General features: G+C 42.0%; 26 protein-coding genes. 4 read left to right on the forward strand and 22 right to left on the reverse strand.

The genetic code is table 11. The features are described from left to right. From HGJ98_RS15470 to HGJ98_RS15485, 4 genes are all read right to left on the reverse strand, one after another. Window positions 1-693 (reverse strand): GntR family transcriptional regulator, encoded by a 693-nt coding sequence (locus tag HGJ98_RS15470; RefSeq protein ID WP_291352426.1) that lies wholly within the window; start codon window positions 691-693, stop codon window positions 1-3. An 18-nt stretch (window positions 694-711) separates the two neighbouring features. Next, window positions 712-1,575: a 4-(cytidine 5'-diphospho)-2-C-methyl-D-erythritol kinase gene (gene ispE, locus HGJ98_RS15475; RefSeq protein WP_291352428.1), complete on the reverse strand. Its 864-nt coding sequence runs from the start codon at window positions 1,573-1,575 to the stop codon at window positions 712-714. A gap of 223 nt (window positions 1,576-1,798) precedes the next feature. Beyond that, window positions 1,799-4,456 (reverse strand): cyanophycin synthetase, encoded by a 2,658-nt coding sequence (gene cphA / locus HGJ98_RS15480; protein ID WP_291352430.1) that lies wholly within the window; start codon window positions 4,454-4,456, stop codon window positions 1,799-1,801. A gap of 97 nt (window positions 4,457-4,553) precedes the next feature. Beyond that, the gene (locus tag HGJ98_RS15485) at window positions 4,554-5,354 is read right to left on the reverse strand and encodes a cyanophycinase (RefSeq protein WP_291352432.1); all 801 of its coding nucleotides are present in this window, start codon (window positions 5,352-5,354) and stop codon (window positions 4,554-4,556) included. A 151-nt stretch (window positions 5,355-5,505) separates the two neighbouring features. Between HGJ98_RS15485 and HGJ98_RS15490 the strand changes: the two genes are divergently transcribed. Further along, on the forward strand, window positions 5,506-5,844 hold the full coding sequence (locus HGJ98_RS15490; RefSeq protein ID WP_291352434.1) for a L,D-transpeptidase: 339 nt from the start codon (window positions 5,506-5,508) through the stop codon (window positions 5,842-5,844). Between the two features lie 179 nt (window positions 5,845-6,023). Then, window positions 6,024-6,182 carry a hypothetical protein gene (locus tag HGJ98_RS15495; protein WP_291352436.1) on the forward strand — a complete coding sequence of 53 codons (159 nt, stop codon included), beginning with the start codon at window positions 6,024-6,026 and terminating at the stop codon, window positions 6,180-6,182. A gap of 110 nt (window positions 6,183-6,292) precedes the next feature. Here HGJ98_RS15495 and yabG read toward each other — a convergent pair whose 3' ends face one another. Then, window positions 6,293-7,135 (reverse strand): sporulation peptidase YabG, encoded by an 843-nt coding sequence (yabG, locus tag HGJ98_RS15500; RefSeq protein ID WP_291352438.1) that lies wholly within the window; start codon window positions 7,133-7,135, stop codon window positions 6,293-6,295. 166 nt (window positions 7,136-7,301) lie between these two features. Between yabG and HGJ98_RS15505 the strand changes: the two genes are divergently transcribed. Next, entirely contained in the window at window positions 7,302-8,180 is an 879-nt protein-coding gene (locus HGJ98_RS15505; RefSeq protein ID WP_291352439.1) for a glycosyltransferase, read from the forward strand. Here the strand turns inward: HGJ98_RS15505 and HGJ98_RS15510 are convergent. The 9 genes from HGJ98_RS15510 to metG form a co-directional block, all read right to left on the reverse strand. Further along, entirely contained in the window at window positions 8,177-8,803 is a 627-nt protein-coding gene (locus tag HGJ98_RS15510) for a hypothetical protein (RefSeq protein ID WP_291352441.1), read from the reverse strand. The genes HGJ98_RS15505 and HGJ98_RS15510 overlap by 4 nt on opposite strands. A gap of 200 nt (window positions 8,804-9,003) precedes the next feature. Continuing rightward, window positions 9,004-9,837, reverse strand: coding sequence for a 16S rRNA (adenine(1518)-N(6)/adenine(1519)-N(6))-dimethyltransferase RsmA (gene rsmA, locus HGJ98_RS15515; RefSeq protein WP_291352443.1), 834 nt, complete (start codon window positions 9,835-9,837; stop codon window positions 9,004-9,006). After that, on the reverse strand, window positions 9,821-10,372 hold the full coding sequence (gene rnmV, locus HGJ98_RS15520) for a ribonuclease M5 (protein ID WP_291352445.1): 552 nt from the start codon (window positions 10,370-10,372) through the stop codon (window positions 9,821-9,823). Before rnmV ends, rsmA begins: the two co-directional genes overlap by 17 nt. A 174-nt stretch (window positions 10,373-10,546) precedes the next feature. Then, window positions 10,547-11,716: a glycosyl hydrolase family 18 protein gene (locus HGJ98_RS15525; RefSeq protein WP_291352447.1), complete on the reverse strand. Its 1,170-nt coding sequence runs from the start codon at window positions 11,714-11,716 to the stop codon at window positions 10,547-10,549. 109 nt (window positions 11,717-11,825) lie between these two features. Next, window positions 11,826-12,533 (reverse strand): N-acetylmuramoyl-L-alanine amidase, encoded by a 708-nt coding sequence (locus HGJ98_RS15530; RefSeq protein ID WP_291352449.1) that lies wholly within the window; start codon window positions 12,531-12,533, stop codon window positions 11,826-11,828. A 111-nt stretch (window positions 12,534-12,644) separates the two neighbouring features. After that, window positions 12,645-13,820: a 3D domain-containing protein gene (locus tag HGJ98_RS15535; protein WP_291352451.1), complete on the reverse strand. Its 1,176-nt coding sequence runs from the start codon at window positions 13,818-13,820 to the stop codon at window positions 12,645-12,647. A gap of 73 nt (window positions 13,821-13,893) precedes the next feature. Next, the gene (locus tag HGJ98_RS15540) at window positions 13,894-14,805 is read right to left on the reverse strand and encodes a 3D domain-containing protein (RefSeq protein WP_291352453.1); all 912 of its coding nucleotides are present in this window, start codon (window positions 14,803-14,805) and stop codon (window positions 13,894-13,896) included. 66 nt (window positions 14,806-14,871) lie between these two features. Further along, complete coding sequence (locus HGJ98_RS15545) at window positions 14,872-15,636, reverse strand: TatD family hydrolase (RefSeq protein ID WP_291352455.1); 765 nt, start codon at window positions 15,634-15,636, stop codon at window positions 14,872-14,874. After that, complete coding sequence (gene metG / locus HGJ98_RS15550) at window positions 15,633-17,582, reverse strand: methionine--tRNA ligase (RefSeq protein WP_291352457.1); 1,950 nt, start codon at window positions 17,580-17,582, stop codon at window positions 15,633-15,635. Before metG ends, HGJ98_RS15545 begins: the two co-directional genes overlap by 4 nt. Window positions 17,583-17,775: 193 nt before the next feature. Here metG and HGJ98_RS15555 point away from each other — a divergent pair, with 193 nt between their 5' ends. Next, window positions 17,776-18,045 (forward strand): AbrB/MazE/SpoVT family DNA-binding domain-containing protein, encoded by a 270-nt coding sequence (locus HGJ98_RS15555; RefSeq protein ID WP_291352459.1) that lies wholly within the window; start codon window positions 17,776-17,778, stop codon window positions 18,043-18,045. Between the two features lie 72 nt (window positions 18,046-18,117). Here HGJ98_RS15555 and rsmI read toward each other — a convergent pair whose 3' ends face one another. From rsmI to HGJ98_RS15595, 8 genes are all read right to left on the reverse strand, one after another. After that, entirely contained in the window at window positions 18,118-18,966 is an 849-nt protein-coding gene (gene rsmI, locus HGJ98_RS15560) for a 16S rRNA (cytidine(1402)-2'-O)-methyltransferase (protein ID WP_291352461.1), read from the reverse strand. Between the two features lie 46 nt (window positions 18,967-19,012). Further along, complete coding sequence (locus HGJ98_RS15565) at window positions 19,013-19,318, reverse strand: initiation control protein YabA (RefSeq protein ID WP_291352463.1); 306 nt, start codon at window positions 19,316-19,318, stop codon at window positions 19,013-19,015. After that, a complete protein-coding gene (locus tag HGJ98_RS15570) occupies window positions 19,315-20,127 on the reverse strand; it encodes a stage 0 sporulation family protein (protein WP_291352465.1) in 813 nt (270 codons plus the stop codon). Before HGJ98_RS15570 ends, HGJ98_RS15565 begins: the two co-directional genes overlap by 4 nt. Further along, window positions 20,120-20,998, reverse strand: a complete 879-nt coding sequence (locus HGJ98_RS15575; protein WP_291352467.1) for a DNA polymerase III subunit delta' — start codon at window positions 20,996-20,998, stop codon at window positions 20,120-20,122. Before HGJ98_RS15575 ends, HGJ98_RS15570 begins: the two co-directional genes overlap by 8 nt. Window positions 20,999-21,027: 29 nt before the next feature. Then, complete coding sequence (locus HGJ98_RS15580) at window positions 21,028-22,452, reverse strand: amino acid decarboxylase (RefSeq protein WP_291352468.1); 1,425 nt, start codon at window positions 22,450-22,452, stop codon at window positions 21,028-21,030. A gap of 168 nt (window positions 22,453-22,620) precedes the next feature. Continuing rightward, window positions 22,621-22,878: a sigma factor G inhibitor Gin gene (locus tag HGJ98_RS15585; RefSeq protein WP_291352469.1), complete on the reverse strand. Its 258-nt coding sequence runs from the start codon at window positions 22,876-22,878 to the stop codon at window positions 22,621-22,623. Window positions 22,879-22,906: 28 nt separating this feature from the next. Continuing rightward, a complete protein-coding gene (locus tag HGJ98_RS15590) occupies window positions 22,907-24,133 on the reverse strand; it encodes a Ger(x)C family spore germination protein (RefSeq protein WP_291352471.1) in 1,227 nt (408 codons plus the stop codon). Continuing rightward, window positions 24,130-25,224, reverse strand: coding sequence for an endospore germination permease (locus HGJ98_RS15595; protein WP_291352473.1), 1,095 nt, complete (start codon window positions 25,222-25,224; stop codon window positions 24,130-24,132). The genes HGJ98_RS15590 and HGJ98_RS15595 overlap by 4 nt, the downstream gene beginning before the upstream one ends.

Below are 25,224 nucleotides of genomic sequence, written 5' to 3' on the forward strand. Positions count from 1 at the left end.
TTAATCCACCTTGTCCGGATCATTCTTTACACTAAGCGCATCGAACATGACATTCTCTGCTGTCACAATATGTGCCATAGCTAGAGATTGGGCCTCCTCACTATCATGCCTTCTTAAGGCCTCAACAATCATTCTGTGTTCTTCAATTGCAAGTTTATTTCGTCCGGGAACAGCTAGTGAAGTTGCCCGAAAACGTTGAATCTGTTCTCGCAAATTGGCTAAGATCTGAATCAACCGTTCATTGCGGCTGGCACTATAGACTAAGGCGTGGAAATCTGTGTCTGACTTCACTATTTGCTCTAGGTCCATTTCCCCCTCATTAGCTCTATAAAATAAGACTCGTTCCATTTGCTCCAATTCATCCTCCGTGATTCGTTCTGCTGCAAGTCCTGCTGCTAATCCTTCAAGAGCAGACCGAATTTCAAAGACATCTGCCACGTCTTTTGAGGAAACCCCCGCAACATAAGCCCCTTTTCGAGGAATCATAACCACAAAGTTTTCGAGTTCTAGTTTCCGGATGGCTTCACGAACCGGCGTTCGGCTAACACCCATTTCTTCAGCCAACTGAATCTCCATCAACCGCTCTCCCGGTTGTAAAACTCCACTCAAAATAGCCTCCCGCATAGACTCAAAAACAATCTCACGCAATGGTTTATAACCATCAAGAATAACCGGTAGTAATCGTTTCCCCACAAAAATTTCCCCTTTCATCTAGTATTCACTGACGACCGTTGTGGTCGCATAAACATACTTTAAGCCCTTTTTTCTCAACGTTTCTGCTATATGCATAGCATGCTGAGCTCCTTCTGCAATTCCAAATACACTAGAACCACTGCCTGACATCAAAGCTCCATAACACCCTGCATCAAGTAAAAGCTGTTTATAGTGTTGGATATCTGGAACCATCTGAATCGAAGCTGGCTCAAGATCGTTATATAATAGCTCTGCAATTCGCTGTACCGAATCTCCAGATAAAGCCTTTTCCCATTCCGTTCTTATCAGACTCCCTGTCTGGCCTGTTAAGTCAAATTGCCGATAAGCTTCACTCGTGTTTACTCCGGCTTCTGGTTTAATCAAGACAAGATCCAACTTCAGTGCAGTAGGCAATACTTCTAATTGCTCGCCCCGACCAGTCGCCCACATCGTACCACCTCGAAGACAGAAAGCAACATCTGTTCCACATCTACATGCAAGCTTAAGGAGTTCATCCTTGCTTAAAGGTTCTCCATAAAGTTCATTTAATAAACGAAGTGTTGCAGCCGCATCTGTGCTCCCTCCAGCCAAACCAGCCTGAATCGGAATATGTTTCTCGATCTCAATTTCAATGCCCTCCGTCTGTCCACACTGATCTAAAAATTCGACGGCTGCCTTATAGGCTAAATTTCCTGGGCCGCTTAATGCTCCGCACCGACATACCACCTTTTCCCCAGAACGACGAACTCGAACAATATCGTGCAACCCAATGGATTGCATAACACTTTCTAGCTCATGATACCCATCTTCTCTAATTCCCTTAATGGCTAAGGCTAAATTAATCTTAGCATTTGCGAACGTTGTAAGAAAAGTTCCTTCCATTTTAACTACCTCTTCCGAACATTGCCACAGTATTTCTTTTTATTATACATATTTTCAAGTAGGAGTTCCAGCATTTATGGAGCAAATCTCATATAAAATCGGGTAGGGGCAATTCATGAATTGCCCCTATTTTTAGCCTAGTTAATCGTAGAGGGGCGAAGATCGATCTCGCCCCTCTAACGCCGAATTCTTTCCCGGCTTTTCTACTTACAACACCTAAGTCTTAAAACTCTCCGCCAACGACCCAGTCTTTCTGAGCTGGTATATAGGACAAGGCCTTTTGCAATTCCATTCTCTTACGAATTTCTTCTTCAATCGGCTCTAAGTGCTCATAAAACATGACAAATGTATCCCCTGGAGAACAGCTGTTTAGTCCCGCACAAAAGGCCTCTGTCTCCGGAAGTACGATAGTTACCTTCTTAGGGTCCATACCCCCTGATATTGCCTCTTCATAAAGAATTTGGGCGATCTCTCCAGGTTTACGACCTCTTAAATCATGATCCTCTCGAATAATCAAACGCTGAAACCCCTTAGCAGCGATCCTCCCTACCTCACGCACTGTTTCATCCGGCCGGTCCCCTGGAACAGTAATACAGCCTACTAGAGTTTTCTTATTGAAACTTTTGAGGGTTTTGGCGATCTCACGAATTCCTGCCGCATTATGACCATAGTCTACAAACACATGTACCCCATCAATTTCATATAAATTTAGACGCCCGCGATTATGTTCAGCATCTGATGAGAACTCTTGGAGAGAATTTCGAATAGCAGTTACACTTAGCCCTAATGCCCATCCTGAGGCGATGGCGGCTAAAGCATTTTGAATATTATGCCTAGCTTTTCCATCCCAGGTCACAGGGATTTGTTTTACTGAGCAGATCCTAAATACTTGAGAACCTTGACAAAGCAAGATCGTACCCCTTCGCACAAAGATTGCTGTTCCCCCTTTTCCTAAGTGTTTGCGAATATGAATATTATCCTTTTCTGTACTGAAAAAGATAACTCTTCCTTGGGTACGCTGGGCCATTTGAACAACATGAGGATCATCAGCATTTAAAACCACATAGCTATGCGGCATGACAACCTCAGCGATCAAACTTTTAACATGCGCAATATCTTCAAGTGTTTCAATTCCATATTGACCCAGATGATCGTTAGAAACATTAGTGATCACTGCTACATCAGCATAGTCATAGCCTAGGCCAGATCGTAATATACCCCCTCTTGCTGTCTCTAAGACGGCAACTTGAACTTGAGGATGCCTTAAGACAGTCTTTGCACTTTCCGGCCCTGTCATATCCCCTCTTATCCACATTTGTTTATTAATATATATTCCATCCGTTGACGTCATTCCTACGAAAAGCTGTTGATCTGAAAGCAGCTTGCTAATCATACGAGTGGTGGTTGTTTTGCCATTTGTCCCGCTGATCGCAACAATCGGGATACGTCCATTTCCAGAAGGTATTACTTGCTCTACAATCGCCTTACCCACATCCCTTGATTGTCCCTTACTAGGAAAATGATGCATACGAATTCCAGGAGCAGCGTTAACCTCGATGATATGTCCTCTTCTCTCGCGATAGGAAGCCTCAATATCCTCGATGACTAAATCAATACCTGCGATATCCAACCCAATCAGCCTTGAGGCATGAACTGCTAAATCAACATTATCAGGATGTACAAGATCCGTGACATCCTCCGCAATGCCTCCCGTACTTAAATTGGCGCTATCTCTCAGATACACGATTTCACCTTTTTCGGGAACGGAAGACAGGGTTAAATTTCTAATAGTTAAATTTAAAAGCACTACGGAATCAATCTTAATTTTTGTTAAGACCTTCTCATGATCATCTCCACGTAAGGGGTCAGTATTAGTTTGCACAACTAATTCTTCAATAGTGGATTTCCCATCTCCTATCACATGAGCCGGAACCCTCTTGGCAGCCGCAATAAGACGATCTCCTACCACAACTAAGCGGTAATGTTGTCCCTCAATATATTCTTCAACGATGACCCATTCCCCATAGGTTTGAGCTACCTTAAAGGCAGCTCTGACTTCTGCAGCACTTGTCAGCTGAAGTGTTACTCCCTTACCTTGGTTTCCGTGCAACGGTTTAATAACTACAGTTGTTTCCATAGCCTCAAAAGCTTCGACAGCTTCCTCTTCCGTTCGAACGATATATCCACAAGGGACGGGGACTCCGCCCTCGCTAAGTATTTTTTTGGTCATCTCTTTATCACAAGCAATATCTACACCTATGCTTGATGTTGCATCAGTAACTGTCGCTTGGATCCGTCGTTGATTTCGACCATACCCTAACTGTAGTAAGCTCCCCTCGTTTAGACGATGAACTGGAATTCCTCGTTCCTTGCAAGCTTCAACAATGACTTGAGTCGAAACCCCTAATTGATTTTTGTTCATTACATCTTTAATCTGATTAACAGCTTGTGATACATTAAAAGAATCTTGATTTAAAAGAGTCTTCACAAGCAAAAAACCCTGTTTAAAACCCTCAATGGCGCCTGCCTTAGCTTCGTAATTGAATATGATCTCGTAGCAACCTGGTTGATCTAAAACAGCCATAGTTTTTCCATATTTAATAGTTTGTCCTGCTTGTGTTAAAAGCTCTATAGTTACATGTTCAATAACATGTCCAATAAGGGTCCCCTCTTGTAATCGTTCTAAAAATCCGCCAACTTTTCCCCGTGAGCAATGGTGCTCCTCCAAGGTAGGTAGATGGTTGACAAGTCGATGGCGAAAATCCTCCAGTTCATTTGTAAATCGTTCTGTCCATTCTTGGAGATCCACAATCGCTCGAATAATTGGGCGATGGCTATAGACATTAGCCCCTTCGATTGCTTGGATTTCTCTAATCTCCATTTTGTTATTGTTCCTCCTTAAACTACGATGGATAATTTTCCTCCACTAGTTTAAACCTTTTTTCGTCAAGGTATTCCTCTTAGTTGATTCATTTTACCTAAAGCTGGGAAACTCGATTTTTTAAATCAAATCCATACCCCTCTGAAAGAACATGCATTAAGACCGGACTTAAGACTAGCGATTGGCCAGGAGTGGTTTCCGAAACATTCGTAATGGTAGAAGTTGATGCATCAACTACTGTAACAGTATTGTTTCCTATCACAGAAAAACTTGCGTCAGACTGCACTAATATGGCTGTATCCTCATCAATTCCAACCCCAAGAACGTAGGGATTTTGGGAAATTGCTGATAGGAGTCTGCCAATTCGACCACGCTGCGCAAAATGTTGATCTACCACCACTGAACGCAGTAAACCTAGTCCAGGTGCCATCGTTAAGGTATCTTTCTTCGCTGTTCCTGCTTCCCCCCCGACGATCATCGTATCCGACATAACCGAGGCTCCCGCACTTGTCCCCGCGATTATGATTCCTTGAGAATACAATTGTTGGAGTTTCCGACCAAGTAACGTACCTCCAAGCAATCCTGTAATTCGAAGTTGATCTCCCCCTGTAAAAAAGATCCCCGTTGAACTTTCAAATTCCTTTTCAATCCCCCGCCTATTTGCCTGATTGCGGTCGGAAACATCGAGAACCTGAACTTCTTTAGCCCCTAGTTTTAAAAATAAAGCATGGTACTCTGTTCCTACTTGAAGCGGATACTCCGTCGCAGCTGTTAAAACTGTAATACGACTTTCTCTGCCGCCTGATTCTTCGACAAATCGCTTTAAGATTTTGCATTCATTTTTTTTATCCTCTGCTCCACCGATAATAAGCAGTTTTCCCTCTACATGTTCTGTCAAGCTTATTCCTCCAGTCCAAAATCGTGGTTCTAGTTAGTCAAGCACTCTATAGTTTCCGCCTAGAATAGGTTTAATTATGCAACGAACATTCAAAAATCAGATACATACCATGAGATAGAATAAATATGCGTAAAGAAAGGAGCGTCTCTCTATGCCCAACCGTAGAATTTATATATATCCCGCGCGTCGATTGCTTGAGCTTTTTGATGGGGCCCAGCGAATACGTTGTTATTCCATAGCAGTAGGCAAACCATCAACTCCTACCCCCCCTGGCTACTACACCCTGGCTACAAAAACAATGTATCCCGGTGGAGTCTTTGGCAGTCGTTGGCTAGGCCTCTCTATTCCTCATTATGGAATTCATGGAACTAATAACTCTTCCAGCATTGGGCAGGCCGTATCTAAAGGCTGTATTCGCATGCATAACCAGGACATTGAAGACTTATACGAACTCGTCGAAATTGGAACCCCTATCATAATTCAGCATTAAGCCCGAGGGTCGCGATCGCACTATGCTCAGCCACGCGCTCGTCGTGCCAAACTAGGGCTTTAATCCGTTATGAGAGCGGGCAGGCGAACACACTGTGTTCGGGCCAAAGCGGCGTCCGACGGCCCGAAGACACTGTCTTCGCACGGATTAGCCTTCTTGCAGGACGGCGGGAGGTGACCTTGCCGCATGGCCCGCGGGAAACGTCCGACGGCCATGGATGGCCTAGTGTCCCTGTAGCCATGGACGGCGAGAAGGGACCTGTTTCCCGCCCTGCTTTATGCAAGCGGATTAAAGCCGAGTTTGGCTACGACTCACGCAGAGGCGTTCGCTCCGTGTGATCGCGACCCTCTTGGGTTGTGGGAGACGAAGGAAGCACGGGGACGGTTCTTGTCTCAAAAAGACAAGACCGTCCCCGTGTCTGACCTTGTTAGCTTGCTAAATTCTTCTCTTAATAAGGACTTCTAGAATATCCTCGACGCATTTGTCCTCTAGTCTCCACTCCTCCGACTCCATCTGTTCCCGTAATTGTGTGTGTCAAGATATCTTTTACAGAAACAATTTGGTCTGTTGGGGTAAAAGCAATTCTCTCAACAATAAAAACCGGATCAAAGGCATGGATAAGCATGCGTTTTGGGGATGAAGCGAAATTTGCTCCCGCAGAAAGAATCGCTTCGTAGTTAGATTGGCAGGCACCTGCAAAAATCACCAGTGCATCCCTATTATGCTGAAAACGTCGAGCTTCTAAGACAGACTCTACAAAATATTTAGAACTTCGATAACTATCCATGCTATGAAAATCTTTTTTCCCTGAAATCAACCCATCATGACCGGTTAGAACTAAAATGTCCGCCGGGTTTTCTTGTAACACTTTGCGAATTACCCTTGGCTGTTCAACTTCCGATTTGCAAATCCCTTTAGCTTCAATTCCCATTTGCTTATATGTCTTAATACATTGGTGTAAATAATCTTGGTCCCCGTCTAGCTGAAGCACTCGACCTGGTATCTCAAAAAACTCTCTTTGATCATCAAGATCTATTTTCCTTTGGTTGGTTAATTTGTGCAATTTCTGATAAATCATCTTATGATCTTCACGTTCGTAATTGGCAACTTCAACAGGACTCTTTAATACTAGGTCTGAGATCGGAGCATCCGCTAACAGCCTTAAATTAAGGCCCTTTAGTATAGCCGTAGCCGAGTCTTTGCCTTTTAGCCCCCCTTGTATCCTATCAACATGAAAGAAGATATCCTGTTGATGAGAGAGACGTGCAACTATATCTCCAATCTGAACCATTTCACTGACCTCCTCCTTCGTGGGTTTGAATATCTAACACCCATACCCCTAGATATCACAATCTTCTAATGAGATAATTTCTTATATCCCTATATTCTATGTCGAACCCGACTAAAACGGCATATATTATAATTATAACAATTTAAGGATAAAAGGGGGAACTAAGATGTTCGGAGCAATTATTCCCGCAAAAAACGAAGAAAAGAGCATCTTGGCAGCTTTAACTACCATTCTACGCCTTCCGATCAGTCATATCATATTGGTTCTCAACGGCTGCACTGACCGGACATTTGAACTTGCCCGCTCAATCCCTGATACTCGAATCCATATTCTATATTTTTCAGAGCCCCTAGGAATTGATATACCAAGGGCAATTGGCGCGCTCTACGCACGTCACTTAGGAGTTCAAGGCGTCCTCTTTGTTGATGGGGATATGTCTGGAGATATCTATGAGAATCTTGTTCACCTTCTTGATTCCATAGAGTCTGGAGTTGATGTTGCTCTTACGAATTGTTACCCCTACATTCCACATCGCCAAAAACTCGCTAATCTGGTCCTTAGATTTAGAGCCAAACTTAATCGTGAACTAGATCTGTTTAAACGTCTCGGCCTAGCAACTCCTACACATGGACCTCATGCACTCTCTGAACAAGCCTTACAGCTAATTCCTCCCGAGGCTGTTGCCATTCCCCCCCTCACCTTATATTGGGCCCAGAAAAGCGGTCTGTCCATTAAAGTAGCGACATCCATCCCCCATGAAGCCTTACATTCTCCTAGAAAACATCGCCGGCATGCTCGTATGATTGCCGAGACCATTATTGGGGATTGCATCATGGGATTATCTCTCGTTCAGAACAAACCTCTGTCTCGTTCACTAGGCAAGCATAAATTACTTGGCTACCACACAGAACGGCGTTTTGATCTCCTGAAAGCATGGGAGCAATCACTTAAGTCTCAAGGCATGTTTTTTGAGCAACATGTCATCGTTCCAGGATCTTCTCGCTCTATTTCAAACCCTTCTGATCATTCCAACCTCATAACCTAGTGACTCCTTATGCTTGGATCAATACTATGTCTTTGAAAGTAGTCCAAAATTTTATTTTTTTCTTCAACTTGCACATGAACAATTGGTTGGAGTTTCCCCTCATGTACGCCACTCCACTTCATGTAAATCGTTTGATTGTAGGATTTATTTAAAATGGGATCTGCATACCGTAAATCGACAAGCACGTAATGTGCATCAATATTGAGCTGTTTTGGATATATCTCGTCACTGGGTATCGTTATAACTAAACTTGAAGCCCCATCTTTAGGGATCTCATTGACAATCGATGCCTCATCAGAGTAAACCGGTTCAGCAGTTAAGTGCTCATCAAATACAATTGTCTCACTTGAAAGATTAACCGCCGGATGTATCCCTACATTATTAAACCTTAATTCCAGACTAAGTTCATTGCCTAACTCCACTTTGGGGGATTCTTTCAACACAAAGTAAGGACGTGTTGTCTCTTGTTGGACTTTCCAAGCGGCAACGGTTAGATAAACGGTAATCAATGCTGTAATTGCAAGCACCGAGGTAGCCGACGTACCGATAATACTCGACCATTTTATGGTTCCCTCTTTAATAGCTTTTCCCAACCCAAACTCACTCTCCATTAATGTCAACATTTTTACTGAAAATTTAAGGGCATCAAGCCTCAATTGATTCAGGCTCCTTTATAGTTTGGATATTTCTGCTCTTTTATGCCCTCTTCAAGCAAAATTTATTACAATAACTATAATGGAAAAACGAAAGGGTGTTGGGGGACGGGGTTGTTGACACTAACAACCCCGTCCCCCAACACCCCAATACCTAAGGTAGGAGAACATTACTTCAATTCCGAAAAAGCTTTTGCTAAAACTTGAAATTCCTCAATACTTAACGACTCTGCTCGCCGACCATCAGAAATTCCCACGCTTTGAATGCGTTCGACAACATCTTCCTTCTTCAACCCTAAACCACCTGCCAACGAATTTCCTAAGGTTTTTCGCCGTTGGCTAAAGGCAGCCTTGACTACCCGAAAGAAGTCTTTTCTATTCATATTAAACCCTTGATACGGACGAAGGTCTAACCTAATCACGGCAGATGTTACCTTAGGTGCTGGCCAAAATGCACTTGGTGGAACATCCATAACTTTTGTGACCTTGGCAGAAATCTGCACTGCAATAGACAAAATTCCATAGGTTTTACTCCCTGGTGGAGCAGCAATCCGATCCGCCACTTCTTTTTGGACCATAATTGTCATTCCACTCAAATGAGTCTCTTGCTCGAGAAAATGCATAACCAATGGGCTAGTTATATAGTACGGTAAATTGCCTACTAGATACCCCATTTTATCACCCCATAGGTCTTTTAAGTCCAACTTTAGGGCATCTTGATGAACTATCTCTATGGGATACTCCTTCAACTCTTTGTTTAATATGCCGATTTTATGATTATCCAACTCAACAGCCCACATCTTCGGTACCCTTTTAGCTAGAGCTCTGGTTAATACTCCAAGACCAGGTCCAATTTCCACCAGCGGAACATCTTGTTGCAATGTACTGGCTAAGACAATGCTTTCTATGACTTCGTCGCTGATCAAAAAATTTTGGCCCAAGGATTTATGAGCTCGTGCCCCATATTTTACGAGACGTTGTGTATATTCAGCTGCGCTCTCCACACTGCACCTCCCCTATCGCTCGAAGAAACTCCTCACGTGAGACTCCAAAACGGTTCAATCTATGAAGGAATTGCTTCCCATTCGAGTCTCCGATCCCCAACTTGCGCCCAAGAGCTAACCTATATTCATTGGATCGTTCTGAACCAACAAGACCCAATAACAGCAAATCCTCAATGGTATACTCCTCATTGGGTAACCCTTGATCTTGTTTAATATGAGCAAAGGCACGTCGTATTTCATGTAGGGCCGCATTTTCTACTCCTATATCCCCTTGTTTTGTCGCTAATTTTCTTGATAAGTAAACATGTTTTGCCTGAGGAACAAACGCTTGAATACGGTTTCGGATTTGTTCTCCCACTGTATCAGGATCAGTAAATACAATTACCCCTTGTCGTTTGGCCATTTCTGAAATGTAGTCTAACTTTTTTTTAGACAGACCATAACCATCTGTCCAAATTACATCAACTTCCCCAAGGGCAAGGCGCACTGCATGGGCATCATTTTTACCTTCTACAACTATAAGTTCCTTTATCATTTTTGATTCCTCCGTTTTTCAACTCTTATATCTTAACCGAGAATGAACAAATACTCAAATAAAGGACCTACGTAATGGAACTATTTAACGAGTTTTCAATTAGTATTAAAAGGAGCTGCAGGAAACTAGATACTAACTAGTTTCTTGCAGCTCTGTTTATTAAGTTATACTATCTTATTTCTTTTCTCTTGTTTCTTTATTGGTTCCATAAGTTTTTATAAGCTGATCCCAGATTCGGGGATCCTCCATTCCTAAGCGCCAAATGGCAACACCGTGCAGCTTATATTTAAGTGCATCATCCATTTTTGCTCTTAAGCTGGCGATGTTTTCAAAGTACACTTCGTGTCGTACTCCATTTGATGTATAGGTAAACTGTGGAACTTTCGCATTAGGGTCGGTAACAATCTCTACTCCGTGCTTTTTAGCTCTCTCAAGGGTCTGAGCATAGGAGAGATAATCTGGCATCGTAGGTTTGTTTGATCCCCAGTCAAATGAGTATACAGGAAGACCCATTACAATCTTCTCTTTTGGAATTTTTCCTACGGCAAATTTAATAACCCGATCGACCCATCCCTCAGAGGCCACTGGACCTTGGGTTGTTCCCAGTCCATGCTCATCATAGGTCATAAGAATAATTTGGTCGGCGGACTTTCCAATAGCCGTATAATCATAAGCACCTGACCATAAATCAGACGGGTAATCAGCGAATTTAGCGGGGATAGAAATGTTTAAAACTTTATCTTTTGCTTTTAACGCTTTCTTAAGCTCCGCAACAAAGGCCGAAAAATTTTCTCGATCTCCAGGAGGGGTTTTCTCTATATCGATAGAAATCCCATCCCAATTGTCTTTGGTGGTTAGGTTGACTAAGTTCGTCACCAAGTTCGATCGTTTTCCAGGGTTAGATAACACACTATGCGCTAAATTCTCATCGAAGCCAACCGTCCCTTTTAACTTCATGTTATGAACCAAAGCATAGGCTTTAGCCCCACCCTTTTGAACCTGATCTTTAATTTTCAGATCAATGTCGCCAGTCTTAAGCAATTTACCATTGTAGTCAAAGGAATACCAGAAAAACGCTACCTCATCAAGCAATTTAGCATTTTTCAACGTAGTTTCTTTTGAACTAGGTACAGGTCCCTCTTGGTCAGTGTAAAAACCCATGACAACTCTTTTTTCTGGTCCTAATACTGATTCACGTGTTGCCCCTGCCTCAGCTTCCGGCAACTTTGCAGTTTGTTCCGGTGCATCGGGAGCAGCCGGTGGTTGTTGTACATTAGTACATCCTGTCAGGGTAAGGCTTAAGATCAAGGCACTACTCGCCAATAAAGTCAGAAACCGTTTCATACTGCACTTCAACTCCTTAAATCTTAGATTCGGTCACTGACTTTATCTTCCCCTCTTCAAAAGAGGATATGTATCTAAGCGCCAAGCGTTAATATCCTATTTAAGTTAATTATGGAAGTTCAAAATAATTAGCTATTCCTTTAGCAATTGCTCTTGATAACTGTTCTTGGTACCAAGATTGCTGCAGCTTTCTCTGTTCTTTTACGCTTGATAAGTATCCCACTTCTACTATAACCGCAGGCATGCTCGTATTTTTAATAATATAAAAATCTCCAGGTTTTGCAATTCTACGATTCATCCCCGTTATTTTTATCATTTCTTGTTGGATTAATTCAGCCAACCTTTTTCCAGATTCAGATTTATAATGATAAAAGGTTTCGGCGCCGGAGTTTTGTCCAGTAGCTGTCGCATTAACATGTAAGCTAACAAAAACATCAGCTTTCTCTTCTTTAGCCATTTCAATACGATGATTTAAATCAATATGCTTCTTTATCGTCTTTCCTTTAACCCCATTCGGAACATAATCCGTATCTTCCTCTCTCGTAAGGAAGACTTCTATACCACTTGGCAGCAGCATCTCCTTAACTTTCTGGGCTATTTGAAGATTAATCGATTTTTCGTAAACACCTTGAGATGTGACTGCTCCAGGATCATATCCACCATGCCCAGGATCAAGCATAACCACATATCGGTTTTCAAATTGACTTACCACAGCGGTAGAACCCTGCCAGAATACAGAGAGTACCAACGTACACATAACACCAATAACAAGCACAACTGCAAATTTTGTTCCTATGATTACTTTGGGCCATCGCATTCAGCACTCCCCCGTTTCGCAATTCTATTAAAGAGTATGTGCTGATAAATAAAGTTATACTTTTGGACAGTAAAAAGAGCCCTCGCATTAGCGAAGACTCTTAAAGTTTACTCACTGTACATAGACTGTAACGTTACGAACTCCCCATGATAAGGCTTCCTCCCTAGAATTCATATATAGATCAATACGGTTCCCTTTAATCGCTCCTCCAGTATCTAAGGCACGAGCAGGACCATACCCCTCTACATACACTTTTCGACCTAATGGTATAACTCTGGGATCAACTGCAATAATCCCTGTCCGGACCGATGCCCCAGTCGCTGTTGTCCCACCGGGTATACAGTAGGCAGACGCTCTCATTATGTAAGCCCGCTTAAAACTAATGGTATTACCACCTCGCGATATGGAGGTTTGGGTACCACGCAAAACGACTTGATTAGTAGGAGGCTCTACGACTCGTTGATCAAGTATTTCCCGATCAACCTCTTTTCCATCCTCAAGTGTTAGTTTAACAGTTTGCTCTTGAATTCCATTAGAACCACGACTAACTGTTCTATCTGGCAGCCCTACAGGATAATCCGCTGGCTTTGCCACAGTTTGATAGGGAATCTCGCTTTTTACCGTTTCAATGCGTTGGGCAACCCGCACCACAGTCAACTGGTCATTAGGTTGTAACATGTGGCCAAGGGCTAAGGAAACTCTATCCATAGAGCCAAGAACAATACCTAATTTCTTAAGGGCATCACCAACTGTTCGTGGCGCAAGATATGTATCGAACTTCTTACCATCAGCACTAACTTGAATAGGAATTGCTCTAAGTACTTTGATCTCCATTTGCTCTGTTACGGGTTCCAATCGAGACACATTCACTTCATCCACGTCTTTAATCTCAAGTCCATAACGCTCCGATAAATCCTTAAGAGCATCACCAACTGTTTTTGCTGGTGTTCGTGTGCTAAATAGTTGCTCATCTACTGAGAGTTGAACAGGCACACTGCTTGTCACTTCAATGGCTAAGTCCTTTGTAATTTTGGTATCTCGTGAAGGGTTAACAATATCTTCTGGATAAAAGTCAAATTTAGACGAATGCTCAAGTGCCTCACCTACGGTCCCAAAGATCGTTATAATACGCACTGGTTTTCCATCAATCGTTACATTGATAGTCTTTACATGGTACAAAGCTACTATAATTGCAATTACCAAAATTGTGAATACAGTAACGGCTATTTGGACAATACGAGATGTCCGAACCAAGGTCATTGCCTGAGTTCGAGTCAACTGAATCATTCAATCCCTCCAAAACTGCTGATAACAACTTTATTTTAAGGCATAAGTAGTCAGTTGTCAAAGATTTTTTCCATTATGTGGGATTAAGTACATGGATTTGGACAGACCTTCGCCCCCAGTCAATACATTTGCGAAGGGTAGAGTAAAATACATCAATTCTATTCCCACGAATACTTCCACCTGTATCTGCGGCTATGGCGTATCCATATCCTTCGACATAGACCTTGCTTCCCATGGGAATCACTTTGGGGTCGACTGCAATCAACCCTTCTCTTGGCTTGACACCTGTCGCTGTATTGTTACCGGTATATGTATACGCCGTTGCCTCAACAGTTAAAGTTTTACTGATATTCAGTTTCGTTAAGTCAACATCAAGGTTAGCAGCTTTCGGCGTAGAGTTTTCAATGGTCACCTTCTTCTTAGGAATAGGTTTAGTGTTTCGAAGAATAATCTCCTTTTTTGGTGCTTCGAGTTCAAAAACAGCTTGCACTTGCTGATCTATGGGTTGTCCACCAACCTCAAAGGTCTTTACCACTTCACGTCTAGTGCCATTTTCCCCTTTTACCTGTAGTTTACTGGTACCCGGAGGAAGTTTATCTGACTCTATATATTGCGTGTCAAATGGTAACTCTTCGTCCTTTATTTCAACTTTACTTGTCGCCCTTGCTTCGAGTTTATCAACTAAGTCTTTCTGACTGTCAACCCCTCGGCTAATTTCCCCTTGCTTGCTGAAGCTGTGGACTCCTAAACCTTGATTTAATTCTGATCCCAGTAATCCATCGAATTGAATATCCGTCCTCATTCTTTCTAAACTTAAGGCATTCATTGCCTGAAGTGACTGTGGCATTGCTTTCCTAATTCCTGGTTCTTCTAATGCGGCATATCTGGTACCAGCGACTAAAACTGCCAAACTCCCGAAATACGCGCTCCATAACTTCGTTCTACGCCAATAATCGGAATACGTAGTAATCGGCAAAGAATACATTCTATCCCTCCTTACCAAAACCTATGAATTAGCCGAAAAAAAAAGAACCTTTTCCAATGAAGGTTCCTAAACAAGCCTAAAAACACTTTCAGCATTACGCATGGTTTTTTCTGCTACATCTTCAATACTTAAATTTCTTAGTTCTGCCAGTTTCTTTACAATCTCTCGGACATACGTCGGTTCATTACGTTTTCCTCGTCGAGGCTCAGGGGTTAAATAGGGGGAATCCGTCTCTACTAGAATTCGATCCATCGGGGCGTTCCTTGCCACTTCTACTGTATGACGTGCATTTTTATACGTAACCGGCCCAGCAAACGAAAGGTAAAATCCAAGTTTGAGAAGAATCTCTGCCATTTCCCAAGATCCAGAATAACAATGGAATATTCCTCCGTAACGAGGCGGATAGGCCTTAACAATCTCCATGACATCCTGATGAGCATCACGGTTGTGGATAACAATAGGTAACCCAACTTCATTGGCTAATTTTATCTGTTGAATGAAAACCTCTTTTTGTATTGGACGTGGTGACAAATCGCGGTAATAGTCTAGCCCGATCTCACCCCAAGCTAATACTTTTGGGTTTTTGGCCAACTCCAGAAGCTTTCCCCAGGTTTCTTCAGTTACCTCTTCTGCATTATGAGGGTGAATACCGATGGCAGCATAGAAAAAATCGTAATCTTGCGCTAATGTTACAGATCGCTCTGAGGAAGCAAGATCATATCCCACATTCGTCACCCGCGAAATACCCGATGCCTCCATTCGCGCTAAGACGTCTTGAAAGTCCCCCTTATAGCTGTCATCATCTAGGTGTGCATGTGTATCCCAGATCATTTGACTCGTGAACCTCCAGGGAGTTCTTTATTAATTGTAAGTACTTCCAATACATCACCTTGGGAGGCAGCTAATATCATACCTTGAGACGTAATTCCTCTTAGTTTTGTAGGTTTTAAATTAGCAACTACGACAACATATTGATTGATAAGATCCTCTGCAGAATAGTGTTTTGCAATCCCGGAAACAATTGTACGCACTTCACCGGAAACTTCTACTTCTAACTTCATTAATTTATCTGTTTTTTCTACTTTCTCGGCACTTAGTATTTTCCCGACACGCAAATCAATCTTGGCAAATTCATCAATACTAATTTCTTCTTTAATCGGCTCAAACTCAGGTAATTGGGTTGGTCTAGCTTCTATAGTATCCCTTTGATTCTGATCCACTGATTTTGACTCCTCTTCTGTTAAATACTTGGAAATGTCAATTCTCGGAAAGAGAGGTTCTCCTTTTTGAACCATTATACCAAATTCTAAAATACCCCATTGATCTGCCTCATCCCATTTGATAAGCCCCTCATCTTTTCCTAGAAGCGCACAGATTTTAGATGGTACCCCGGGCATAAATGGAGCGGTCAAAATTGCCATAATCCGAATACATTCCACAAAGGTATAAAGCACCGTATCTAGGCGTTCTCCTTGATCCTCTGATTTTGCCAAATTCCAAGGAGCTGTCTCATCGACATATTTATTGCACCGTCCTACAAAGCGCCAAATCTCTTCCAGTGCCCCCGCAGGATCACAACTCCCTAAACTTTCATCAACTGCTTTCTTCACCTCGTGACTTAGAGCTTTTAACTCTCGCTCCAGTTCTCCATCTTGTCCTGGTCGGGGAACTATACCTGCTCGGTACTTAACAATCATTGCTAAGCTTCTGGAAACAAAATTTCCGAAATCGTTAGCCAAATCACTGTTAAGACGTTCAACTATATTGTCCTCGGAATATGTACCATCCGTTCCTACTTGCATCTCGCGCAATAAGAAATAACGGATAGCATCCGAACCATATCGTTGAATTAAAGCGAAAGAATCTTGCACATTTCCGCGGGATTTAGAGATTTTTCCTCCATCTTTCGTCAAATACCACCCATGCCCATAGATAACCTTAGGTAGAGGAATATCTAAGGCCATCAGAATGATCGGCCAGATAATTGCGTGGAACCGCACAATATCTTTTCCCATAATATGAACATCTGCTGGCCAATAGCGTTTATATTTATCCCCATCTGGATAACCCAAGGCAGAAATGTAATTAATTAAAGCATCGAGCCATACATACACCACATGCTTTGGATCAAAGGGTACTTTGATTCCCCACTGAAATGTGGTTCGAGAAACACAAAGATCTTCTAATCCACCCTTTATAAAGTTGATCATTTCGTTCCGACGAGAAATAGGTTGGATAAAATCGGGATGCCCCTCGATATAGTTTAACAATGTATCTTGGTACTTTGAAAGACGAAAAAAGTAACTTTCTTCCTTCAGTAATTCAACACTGCGACCGCAATCTGCATTAGGACATTTCCCATCAATTAACTTATTCTCCATCCAAAAGGTTTCACAAGGAGTACAATACCAACCGGAATATTCCGACTTGTAGATATCTCCTTGCTCAAATAGTTTCGTAAAGATGCGTTGTACAACACTTTGATGTCGTTCTTCGGTTGTACGGATAAAGTCATCATTCGAAATTTCTAAGGCTCGCCATAAATCTTTAAAGCGTTCTACAACACCATCAACGTAAATCTTGGGGTCGGTGTTATTAGCTTCGGCAGTACGAACAATTTTTTGCGCGTTTTCATCCGTACCTGTTAAAAAATGAACCTGGTCCCCCATCAATCTATGATAACGAGCAAGAGCATCGGCAGCAACTGTAGTGTAGGCTGTTCCAATATGTGGGCTTGAATTCGGATAAAAAATCGGGGTTGTTATGTAGTATTTCACGTTTAAGTCTTCCTCTCAATAAAATTATATTTTACAAGTTTACCCATAATTAAGATTTTCTATTATGAAACCATATAGGTTAATAATACCATGAAAAACTTCGAAAAAATGTGTTGACTTTATATGGAACGATTGGTATCATAAGTCTGTAGTTTTCTGTCGAATGTTGTTGTAAGGGAGTGGGGGAAAAATGATGAAATCAACCGGAATCGTAAGAAAAGTAGATGAACTTGGTCGTATTGTTTTACCGATAGAGCTTCGCCGCACTTTAGGTATTGACGAGAAAGACGCCCTGGAAATCTATGTAGATCAAGAAAAAATTATCCTCAAAAAGTATGAGCCAGCTTGTGTATTTTGTGGTAATGCCAGCGACATCCAACTTTTCCACGGCAAAAACGTCTGCCGTGAATGTGCTATTGCCATGGGAGAAAATGTAGCTGCAAGCGCTGAAAAAGCTGTATAATTCTATCTAAATACATAGACAGCTTGACCTATACTGGAATCGAAATCTTTGAAGGCCTTGAGGCCTTCTTTTTTATTTTTTATCAAAGACTTGTGAACCAAGCAGAGCTTGATAGACATCCGATTTTCTTACCCCATAACGTTTTGCTACGTCTTTCATGGCGTCTTTCTTAGTTAACCCTAGGTCTACTCTTTCCTTAACCTCTAAACACCATTGTTCGGGTCCTCCTATGGGTTTAACAGGAACGTACGGGGCCAAGATAATACAACACTCTCCACGAGGCTCAGACGTCTCAAAGGCTTCTTTTAACTCAAATATAGTTCCACTATGCACTTGCTGGTGCAACTTTGTCAGCTCACGCACAACGGCTGCCGATCGATCACCAAAGCACTCCGACATAGCTTCCAGAGTTGCTACTAGTCGATGAGGAGCTTCATAAAATATCTGAGTTTGTGGAAGATTAACCAATTGCTCTAGGCTTCGTTTCTTAGCTCCAGTTGAAGAAGGCAAAAATCCATGGAAAGCAAAATGCTCTGTAGGCATTCCAGATAAGACCAAAGCTGTAAGTGCAGCATTAGGTCCAGGTAAGACATCCACTGGAATAGACTCTTCAAGACAAAGGCGTATAAGCTCAGTACCCGGATCCGATATTCCTGGTAAACCAGCATCAGAAATAAGTGCAATCGCTTGACCACACTTAAGCTTCTCTACCAGTTCCAACGATTTTTTCTTTTCATTGTGTTCGTGATAACTTATCATACGTGTATTAATCTGATAGTGTTGTAATAGCTTTCTTGAATGACGTGTATCCTCTGCAGCGATTAAGTCCACTTCACGCAATGTATCTAATACCCTTAAGGTAATATCTCTCAGATTTCCAATAGGCGTCCCACATACATATAATGTGCCTTTAGCCAACATGCCTTCGACTCCTTGTCTTCCAAGTACCCCAGATATCTATTATCAATTAGTCCTTTCTTAAAAAGCCCATACAAAATAGACAATCCCCTTCTAACGGTTGTCCAAAATGAAGGTGACAGACATGAAAGCCTTCTTGATATAACTGGACAAGATTATCATGGGCGACACCTTGTATATGTTCAGCATTGGCAATAACGCGTTCAGTTTCTTTTTCTGGAAGAGTACACCCTCGCCTTAACTTAGTATTTTCATCCTCTAAGGCTTGTACATAGGGTTTTAACCGGCTTACCTCTTCTAGTAAAGAGCGTAGCTTCTCTTCCACCTCTGTAAGGGCCTGTGTCAACTGGCTCATACTTTCTCACTCTTTTCTTTGGGCTTTTCCCCTTTCCTATTACGTTGCGGTCTCCCCTCAGGTTTAGGATTGAAAGCACTTTCGACACGAGTATTCTGTTCTACTGGTACTTCTACTATTTTATTCCCTGCTTGAGGATTGTGACGGGAACAATGCTCTTTATCCTCGGATTTGTAGCAACCATTTTCATACTTTAGGCAACACATTAGGCGACCACAAATTCCAGAGATTTTGGTTGGATTTAAAGAGAGCTTTTGATCTTTAGCCATTCGAATAGAAACTGGTTCAAAATCTCCTAAGAAGGAAGTACAACAAAGAATCCGTCCACAAGAACCGACTCCCCCTAACATCTTTGCTTCATCACGCACGCCAATTTGACGAAGCTCTATACGTGTCCTAAAAATGGCCGCCAAATCCTTCACCAATTCTCTAAAATCGACTCTTCCTTCGGCTGTAAAGGAGAATATAATCTTATTACCATCAAACGTATATTCAACGTCGACCAATTTCATAGGTAACTGATGCTCTGATATTTTTTTTAAGCAGATTTGAAAAGCGTCTTTTTCTTTTATTCTATTCTGTTCAACAAATAGTTCATCTGCCATTGTTGCCTTACGCATGACCTGTTTCAAAGGCAAAACTACTTCTTCGTCTGGAACTTGTCGAGCGGGGATAACCAATTCCCCAAATTCGATACCTCTAGCTGTTTCTACAATTACTTTATCCGATACAGCCAGTTCAAGGTCTCCTGGCGAAAAATAATATATTTTCCCAGCGTGTTTAAAGCGAACGCCTACGACCTCAATCACAGCGAACCCCTCCTTGTTGAAATAATTCTAATGCTAACACTTCAATCACTAATCTAGGATTAGCTTGTTGTCGTAGTGCTTCGATCGCTTTCCCGATCGCTAAAAATTCAAATGGATCGGTGGTACCTTTTTGAATTCCTTCCTGTGCTTGAACAGCCATTACCTGCAAATAAAGAAGAGCTTGGCCCTTATCAATTGGGAAAAGAGCAAAAAGCTTTAGAAAATCTTTTTCCTCAACAGCAGCCCGTAACGTTCCTAGCCATTCTTGCAATAGTGGTACACCATGCTTAAGTAAATCCGTCGCTAAGTTATGGTTCTTCCCACTTAAGCGAAAAGCTATTGAGGCTTCCGGCATATCCACCTCACCTAATCCTCTTATCCAGGTTTCTTCTGAAAGCTCAGGAAAGTAAACAAGCTGCGCACGGCTTTGTATTGTCGGCAAAATTCCTTCTGCATTTTCTGCACATAAGATAATTATGGTTCGTTCTGGTGGTTCTTCAATCACTTTTAAGAGGGAATTTGCAGCTGGTAATGTTAAACCATCTGCCTGTTCAACAACCGAAACTTTATAGTTACCCTCATAATGTTTAAGGTACACCTTTTCTTGCCATAAAAGGACCTGTTCAATACCAATGGTTGTTTTGACTGGTTTCAACCATGAAACTTCCGGATGATTTCCACTTTGGATCTTGCGGCAGGTTGGACACACTTGGCATGGTCTTTCTTCAGTAGTGCCGCAACAGTTAAGAATCTGGGCTAAACGGAGAGCTGCCTCCCGTTGATGAAGTGCACTTCCTCCATGAAATAGTAGGAGATGCGCTAAACGATTTTCACGTGCTGCCTTTTCTAAAAGCGCTAACTGTAGCTTCATATGACTGGAAGAATCACCCTCTCCATCTCTTAATCCCCCTCAATAATCGAAATTGTTTGGCTCTCGAAACCATCCCACCCTTGCCAGCGTCTCTCTTTAGCACTAAGTAGTAAACTCAGTACATCATGTGTCATTTTTTCACCCATTACAACGGCTGGAATCCCAGGCGGATAGGGAGAAATCGTCTCCCCAATAATATGACCCAAACTCTCCTTAAGAGGGATTTTACGTTTGCGAGCCATGAAAGCGTCTCGAGGAGAGAGGATTGGCTCAGGTGATGGAAGATTAAGTTCCTCAGTTTCTTTCCGTTGATTCCTTAATCCTGTCAAGCCCCATGATGGTGCGGTATTTCTTAAACTTTCTAACCCTTTTGAGAGCCGTCGCACATCCTCTGGTGTACTTCCGATTCCCAGCATAAATAGAATATTTTCCTCATCCCATAACTCAGGTTCAATTCCAAATCGTTCTCTGAGATATTTCACACAGCGAAGGGCATTAACTCCCAGCGGGGATATATTGATCAGGATCTTTGACCAATCCACCCCATGAATGCCGTAAGTACCAGCATCTTTTGAAGTAAGAGTACGAAAATCCTTTCCCACGTGATGATGCAAATCCTCCACCGCTTCTTTTAGACACTCCCAGCGCCATATATCCCGAGCAAATTCTCCAGCTCGTTCTAATGAGGAGAGTAACAAATAACTAGGGCTTGAGGATTGTAAAAGTTCCAGGCTTTGTCTCAAGCGGACACGAGAGATCCTAGAGCCTTGAACGTGCAGCATTGCTGACTGAGTCAAAGCACTCAACGTCTTATGTGCACTATTTAAGACAAGGTCTGCTCCGAGATTTAACGCACTAGGAGGAAATAAGGCGCTGAGATAGTGTGAGCCATGTGCCTGATCAACAAGCACCGGTGTATTAAAACCCAAGCGTGTCCTTTCTGCGATTAATCCGCTTAGGTCGAAGGTCGTTCCGTAATAACAGGGATATGTGACATGACAGGCAGCTACTTCTTGCCACGGTATCTTAAGTCTCTCAAGATTAAATCCTAAAGGAAGATTAAATTCCGGATGAACTATAGGCATTACGTACTCTGGTTTCAATCCGCTCAAAACCAGACCCGACATAACAGAACGATGTGAGCTTCTCTCCACTATTACTCGCTTACCCTCAGTGTTGTCCAAAGCTAGAAACATCGCTTGATTGCCAACTGTCCCTCCATTGATAAGGAAGAAGGTTTCCTCTGCACCAAAGATCTCTGCTGCTTGTTTTTGTGCTTTATCTATAATTCCACTTGGTGAATGAAGCATATCCAGTCCCGGCAACTCTGTTAAGTCATAACCAATAAAATCGAAGTTATTAAAAAACTCCTGTCGACCTTTATGTCCAGGAGTATGGAAAGAGCAAAATCCTTGTTGATGGTAACGGCTCACTCCCTCTCCAAGATCACCCACTGACCATGAACCTCCATTTAACTAACGTTCATTTCATTTAACTACTTTTGTTAAAATACAGCTTACACATGGTATTCTTTATAGTTTAACATGATTTAGAAAATATTTCATCTATAAAGGATAGATAACCGAAAGACAGCGAATCTATGTAGAGAAAAAATATAAATTTTAATAAAAGATACCTTTAATCAAAAACATAAATTCTTGGTATTCTGGAGAACCCTGCTCGGCCGTGAACAGGTCTTGCTGACATTCAGAACAAAAAAACATCCCTTGTACTCTGAATCCATCATATAGGCCTTCTTTAGGAACCTTTGTACAGCGATAACACACGGGGAGGAGTTTCCCTTCGTTTTGCATCAACCCTTCATTTTTCTCCGAGATTTCTGAAGGGCCTTGATCAGGGATATTAGTAGTCTTAATCATTATTTATTCCTCCTAATTACTTCTACCCCTAGTCTTGCCCCTCTCCACCTGAATTAGTCGCGCTGCTGCTTGACATTCCTGTATGATGAACCGTCACCTTTACATCTAAGGAAACAGGAAAATTCGCAATTTCCTCCTCCCATTGATCCTTTATTGTCTTCCAATACTGGGGATCCCTTTGCTCAATATGTCTTCCAATCCCTAAAAAATCTTGACCTAATTCTCTTTGTTTTTTTATAGCGCCCTCACATTCCTTCTCAATCACTTTAGCAAAGCTCTCTTCTGCTTCTTTAGCCAGTTTTACCCACTCTGTCCCTGACAGTTGCTTATTTAGCCCTATGATTTCGTCAATGGCGATGCTTGTTTTAATTTGGTAGTGTAGTTCTTTAGATTCGTTATTTGTGTGCAATTTATACTTTGTTTTAGACTTTAACACTTGCCCACTAAACTTCACAGTGGTTTCTTCTAGATCCACTGTGTTAATGAAACGATTAAAAACCTCGTTTTCCAGCCACATATATCCTTTTGTTTCATCGTCATTTAAAAAATCAACTAAACGATCCCCCCTCAAAACCCCTGCTCCTTGAATCTGTAGCTCTTCTGCCTCACCACTCTTTTCTGCTTTATAGTTAATACCTTCTCCGGATTTAATACTTTTAACGACGGGAAGGATTGGCGCCGTACTTTGCCTGCCTAAAACGGTAAGGTAATGGCCTAACCGTACCGTAGGAAAAGTCGATAACTCATTCCCTCCTTCAATAATATAATTAATATATATGGCTGACAGGTGCTCTGAACGTAGTTTTAAATTTAGTATATCTTCGGCCCTTCCTCTAGCTAAAACGAGGTACATCGAGCGACGAAATTCTGCAAAACGCTGAGCAAAATCCAACACATCATTAAATCCACCTGCTTTTGCAAAATCCTCTCCAATGACAATTACCTTAAGTGAACCCATAAAGGGCGTCCGGTATGCACCCTTAGAAACTGTTTCAAAGGCTTCCCTGACGCTTGATGCCTCTGCACCTAATGTCCTCTGTAAAATCTCGGCTCCCGATGAACCTCCTTTCTTAGGCCGTGCATATTGCTGAGTGACGAGATAGGTCCCAGGTTTTTCTCCGAGATCAAATCCAATTCCTATAAGGGGAGCCAAGTTTTCTACTTCCCGCTTTCCCCAGCATCCAGATATAAACAAAAGACTGATACATAGTAATACTGGTGCAATTTTGTAGCTTCTCTTTAATTTAGTATTCATGAAACACCAGCTTTCTTCTTCCAATATGACATTCCCCATAGGGTAAGTACCCATACAGATGCAAAGGGGAAGATTAGATAATTGTCAACGAATCCAATTTCTATCTTTAAAGCAGGGCCTTTCTGAAACTTAAGTGCAATACCCATAAATATTATTCCCACAACGAGATTACACATAAAGCCTTTGGCGTTAAAAATACTTTTTAAGCCCCAGATTATGGCGAAAAAGAAGGCACTTATCTTTATTACTAGAGCAGCAAACCATACTCCTAGAAATAAAGATTCAACACCTGCGATTGTCTTGCTTACCTCTACCATTTTTCCTAATACAAGTAAACCATACACTAAATTTACAGTCTCTGAAGGGCCAAATACTAATATCTGAATTAGGACGACCAGCGTATTCAGAATACCTACTAAAAAAATAGTTTTCCATAACCCTCGCTTAAAATGGAGTAGTTCTCCCTTATTGGTAGACAAAAAGGGTAAGACTCCAGCCAAAAAAAGAATATACTCCATAACAAAAGGGCCTATTTTTGTCCCTCCCCAAAATATAGGTATCATTCCTTGACTCAGCAAGGGCATTAACTCCCCTTGTTCCACTCGAGGTATTGAAAGCCCAATGTTCAAAACCAAGGCAAACACAATCAATGGAAAGAGTACTTCTGAAAAACGAGCAAACACTTCAATTCCCGATTTAACCAAGTATAAGACGAGTAGCAGACCACCAAGATAAAACATCTCAATAGGAGTTCGGGGCATAATAGAGGATTCATACATGTCCCCTAACTGTCCCAGCAATAGGCCTCCAAAGTAAATCATGATTAATACATAAAGGATTCCAATAATCTTGCTGATCCATTTGCCCCATAGTATTTCCGTAATCTGAAGCAAGTTCTTTTGGGGATATTGTTCCATCAGGGCCAGGACCATTAAACCATAGGGGATTCCAAGTGCAAAGCCGGGCAGAACACTTAGCCAGCTGTCCCTGCCAGCAACCCCAGTCACCATCGAGGCTATGGGAAGAAAGGTAGTACCCATAAGTACTGCTGATCCTAATAAGGTGAATTGATGTGACGAGATTCTCTCCAT

Source organism: Desulfosporosinus sp. (genome assembly GCF_014237355.1).
GTDB lineage: Bacteria > Bacillota > Desulfitobacteriia > Desulfitobacteriales > Desulfitobacteriaceae > Desulfosporosinus.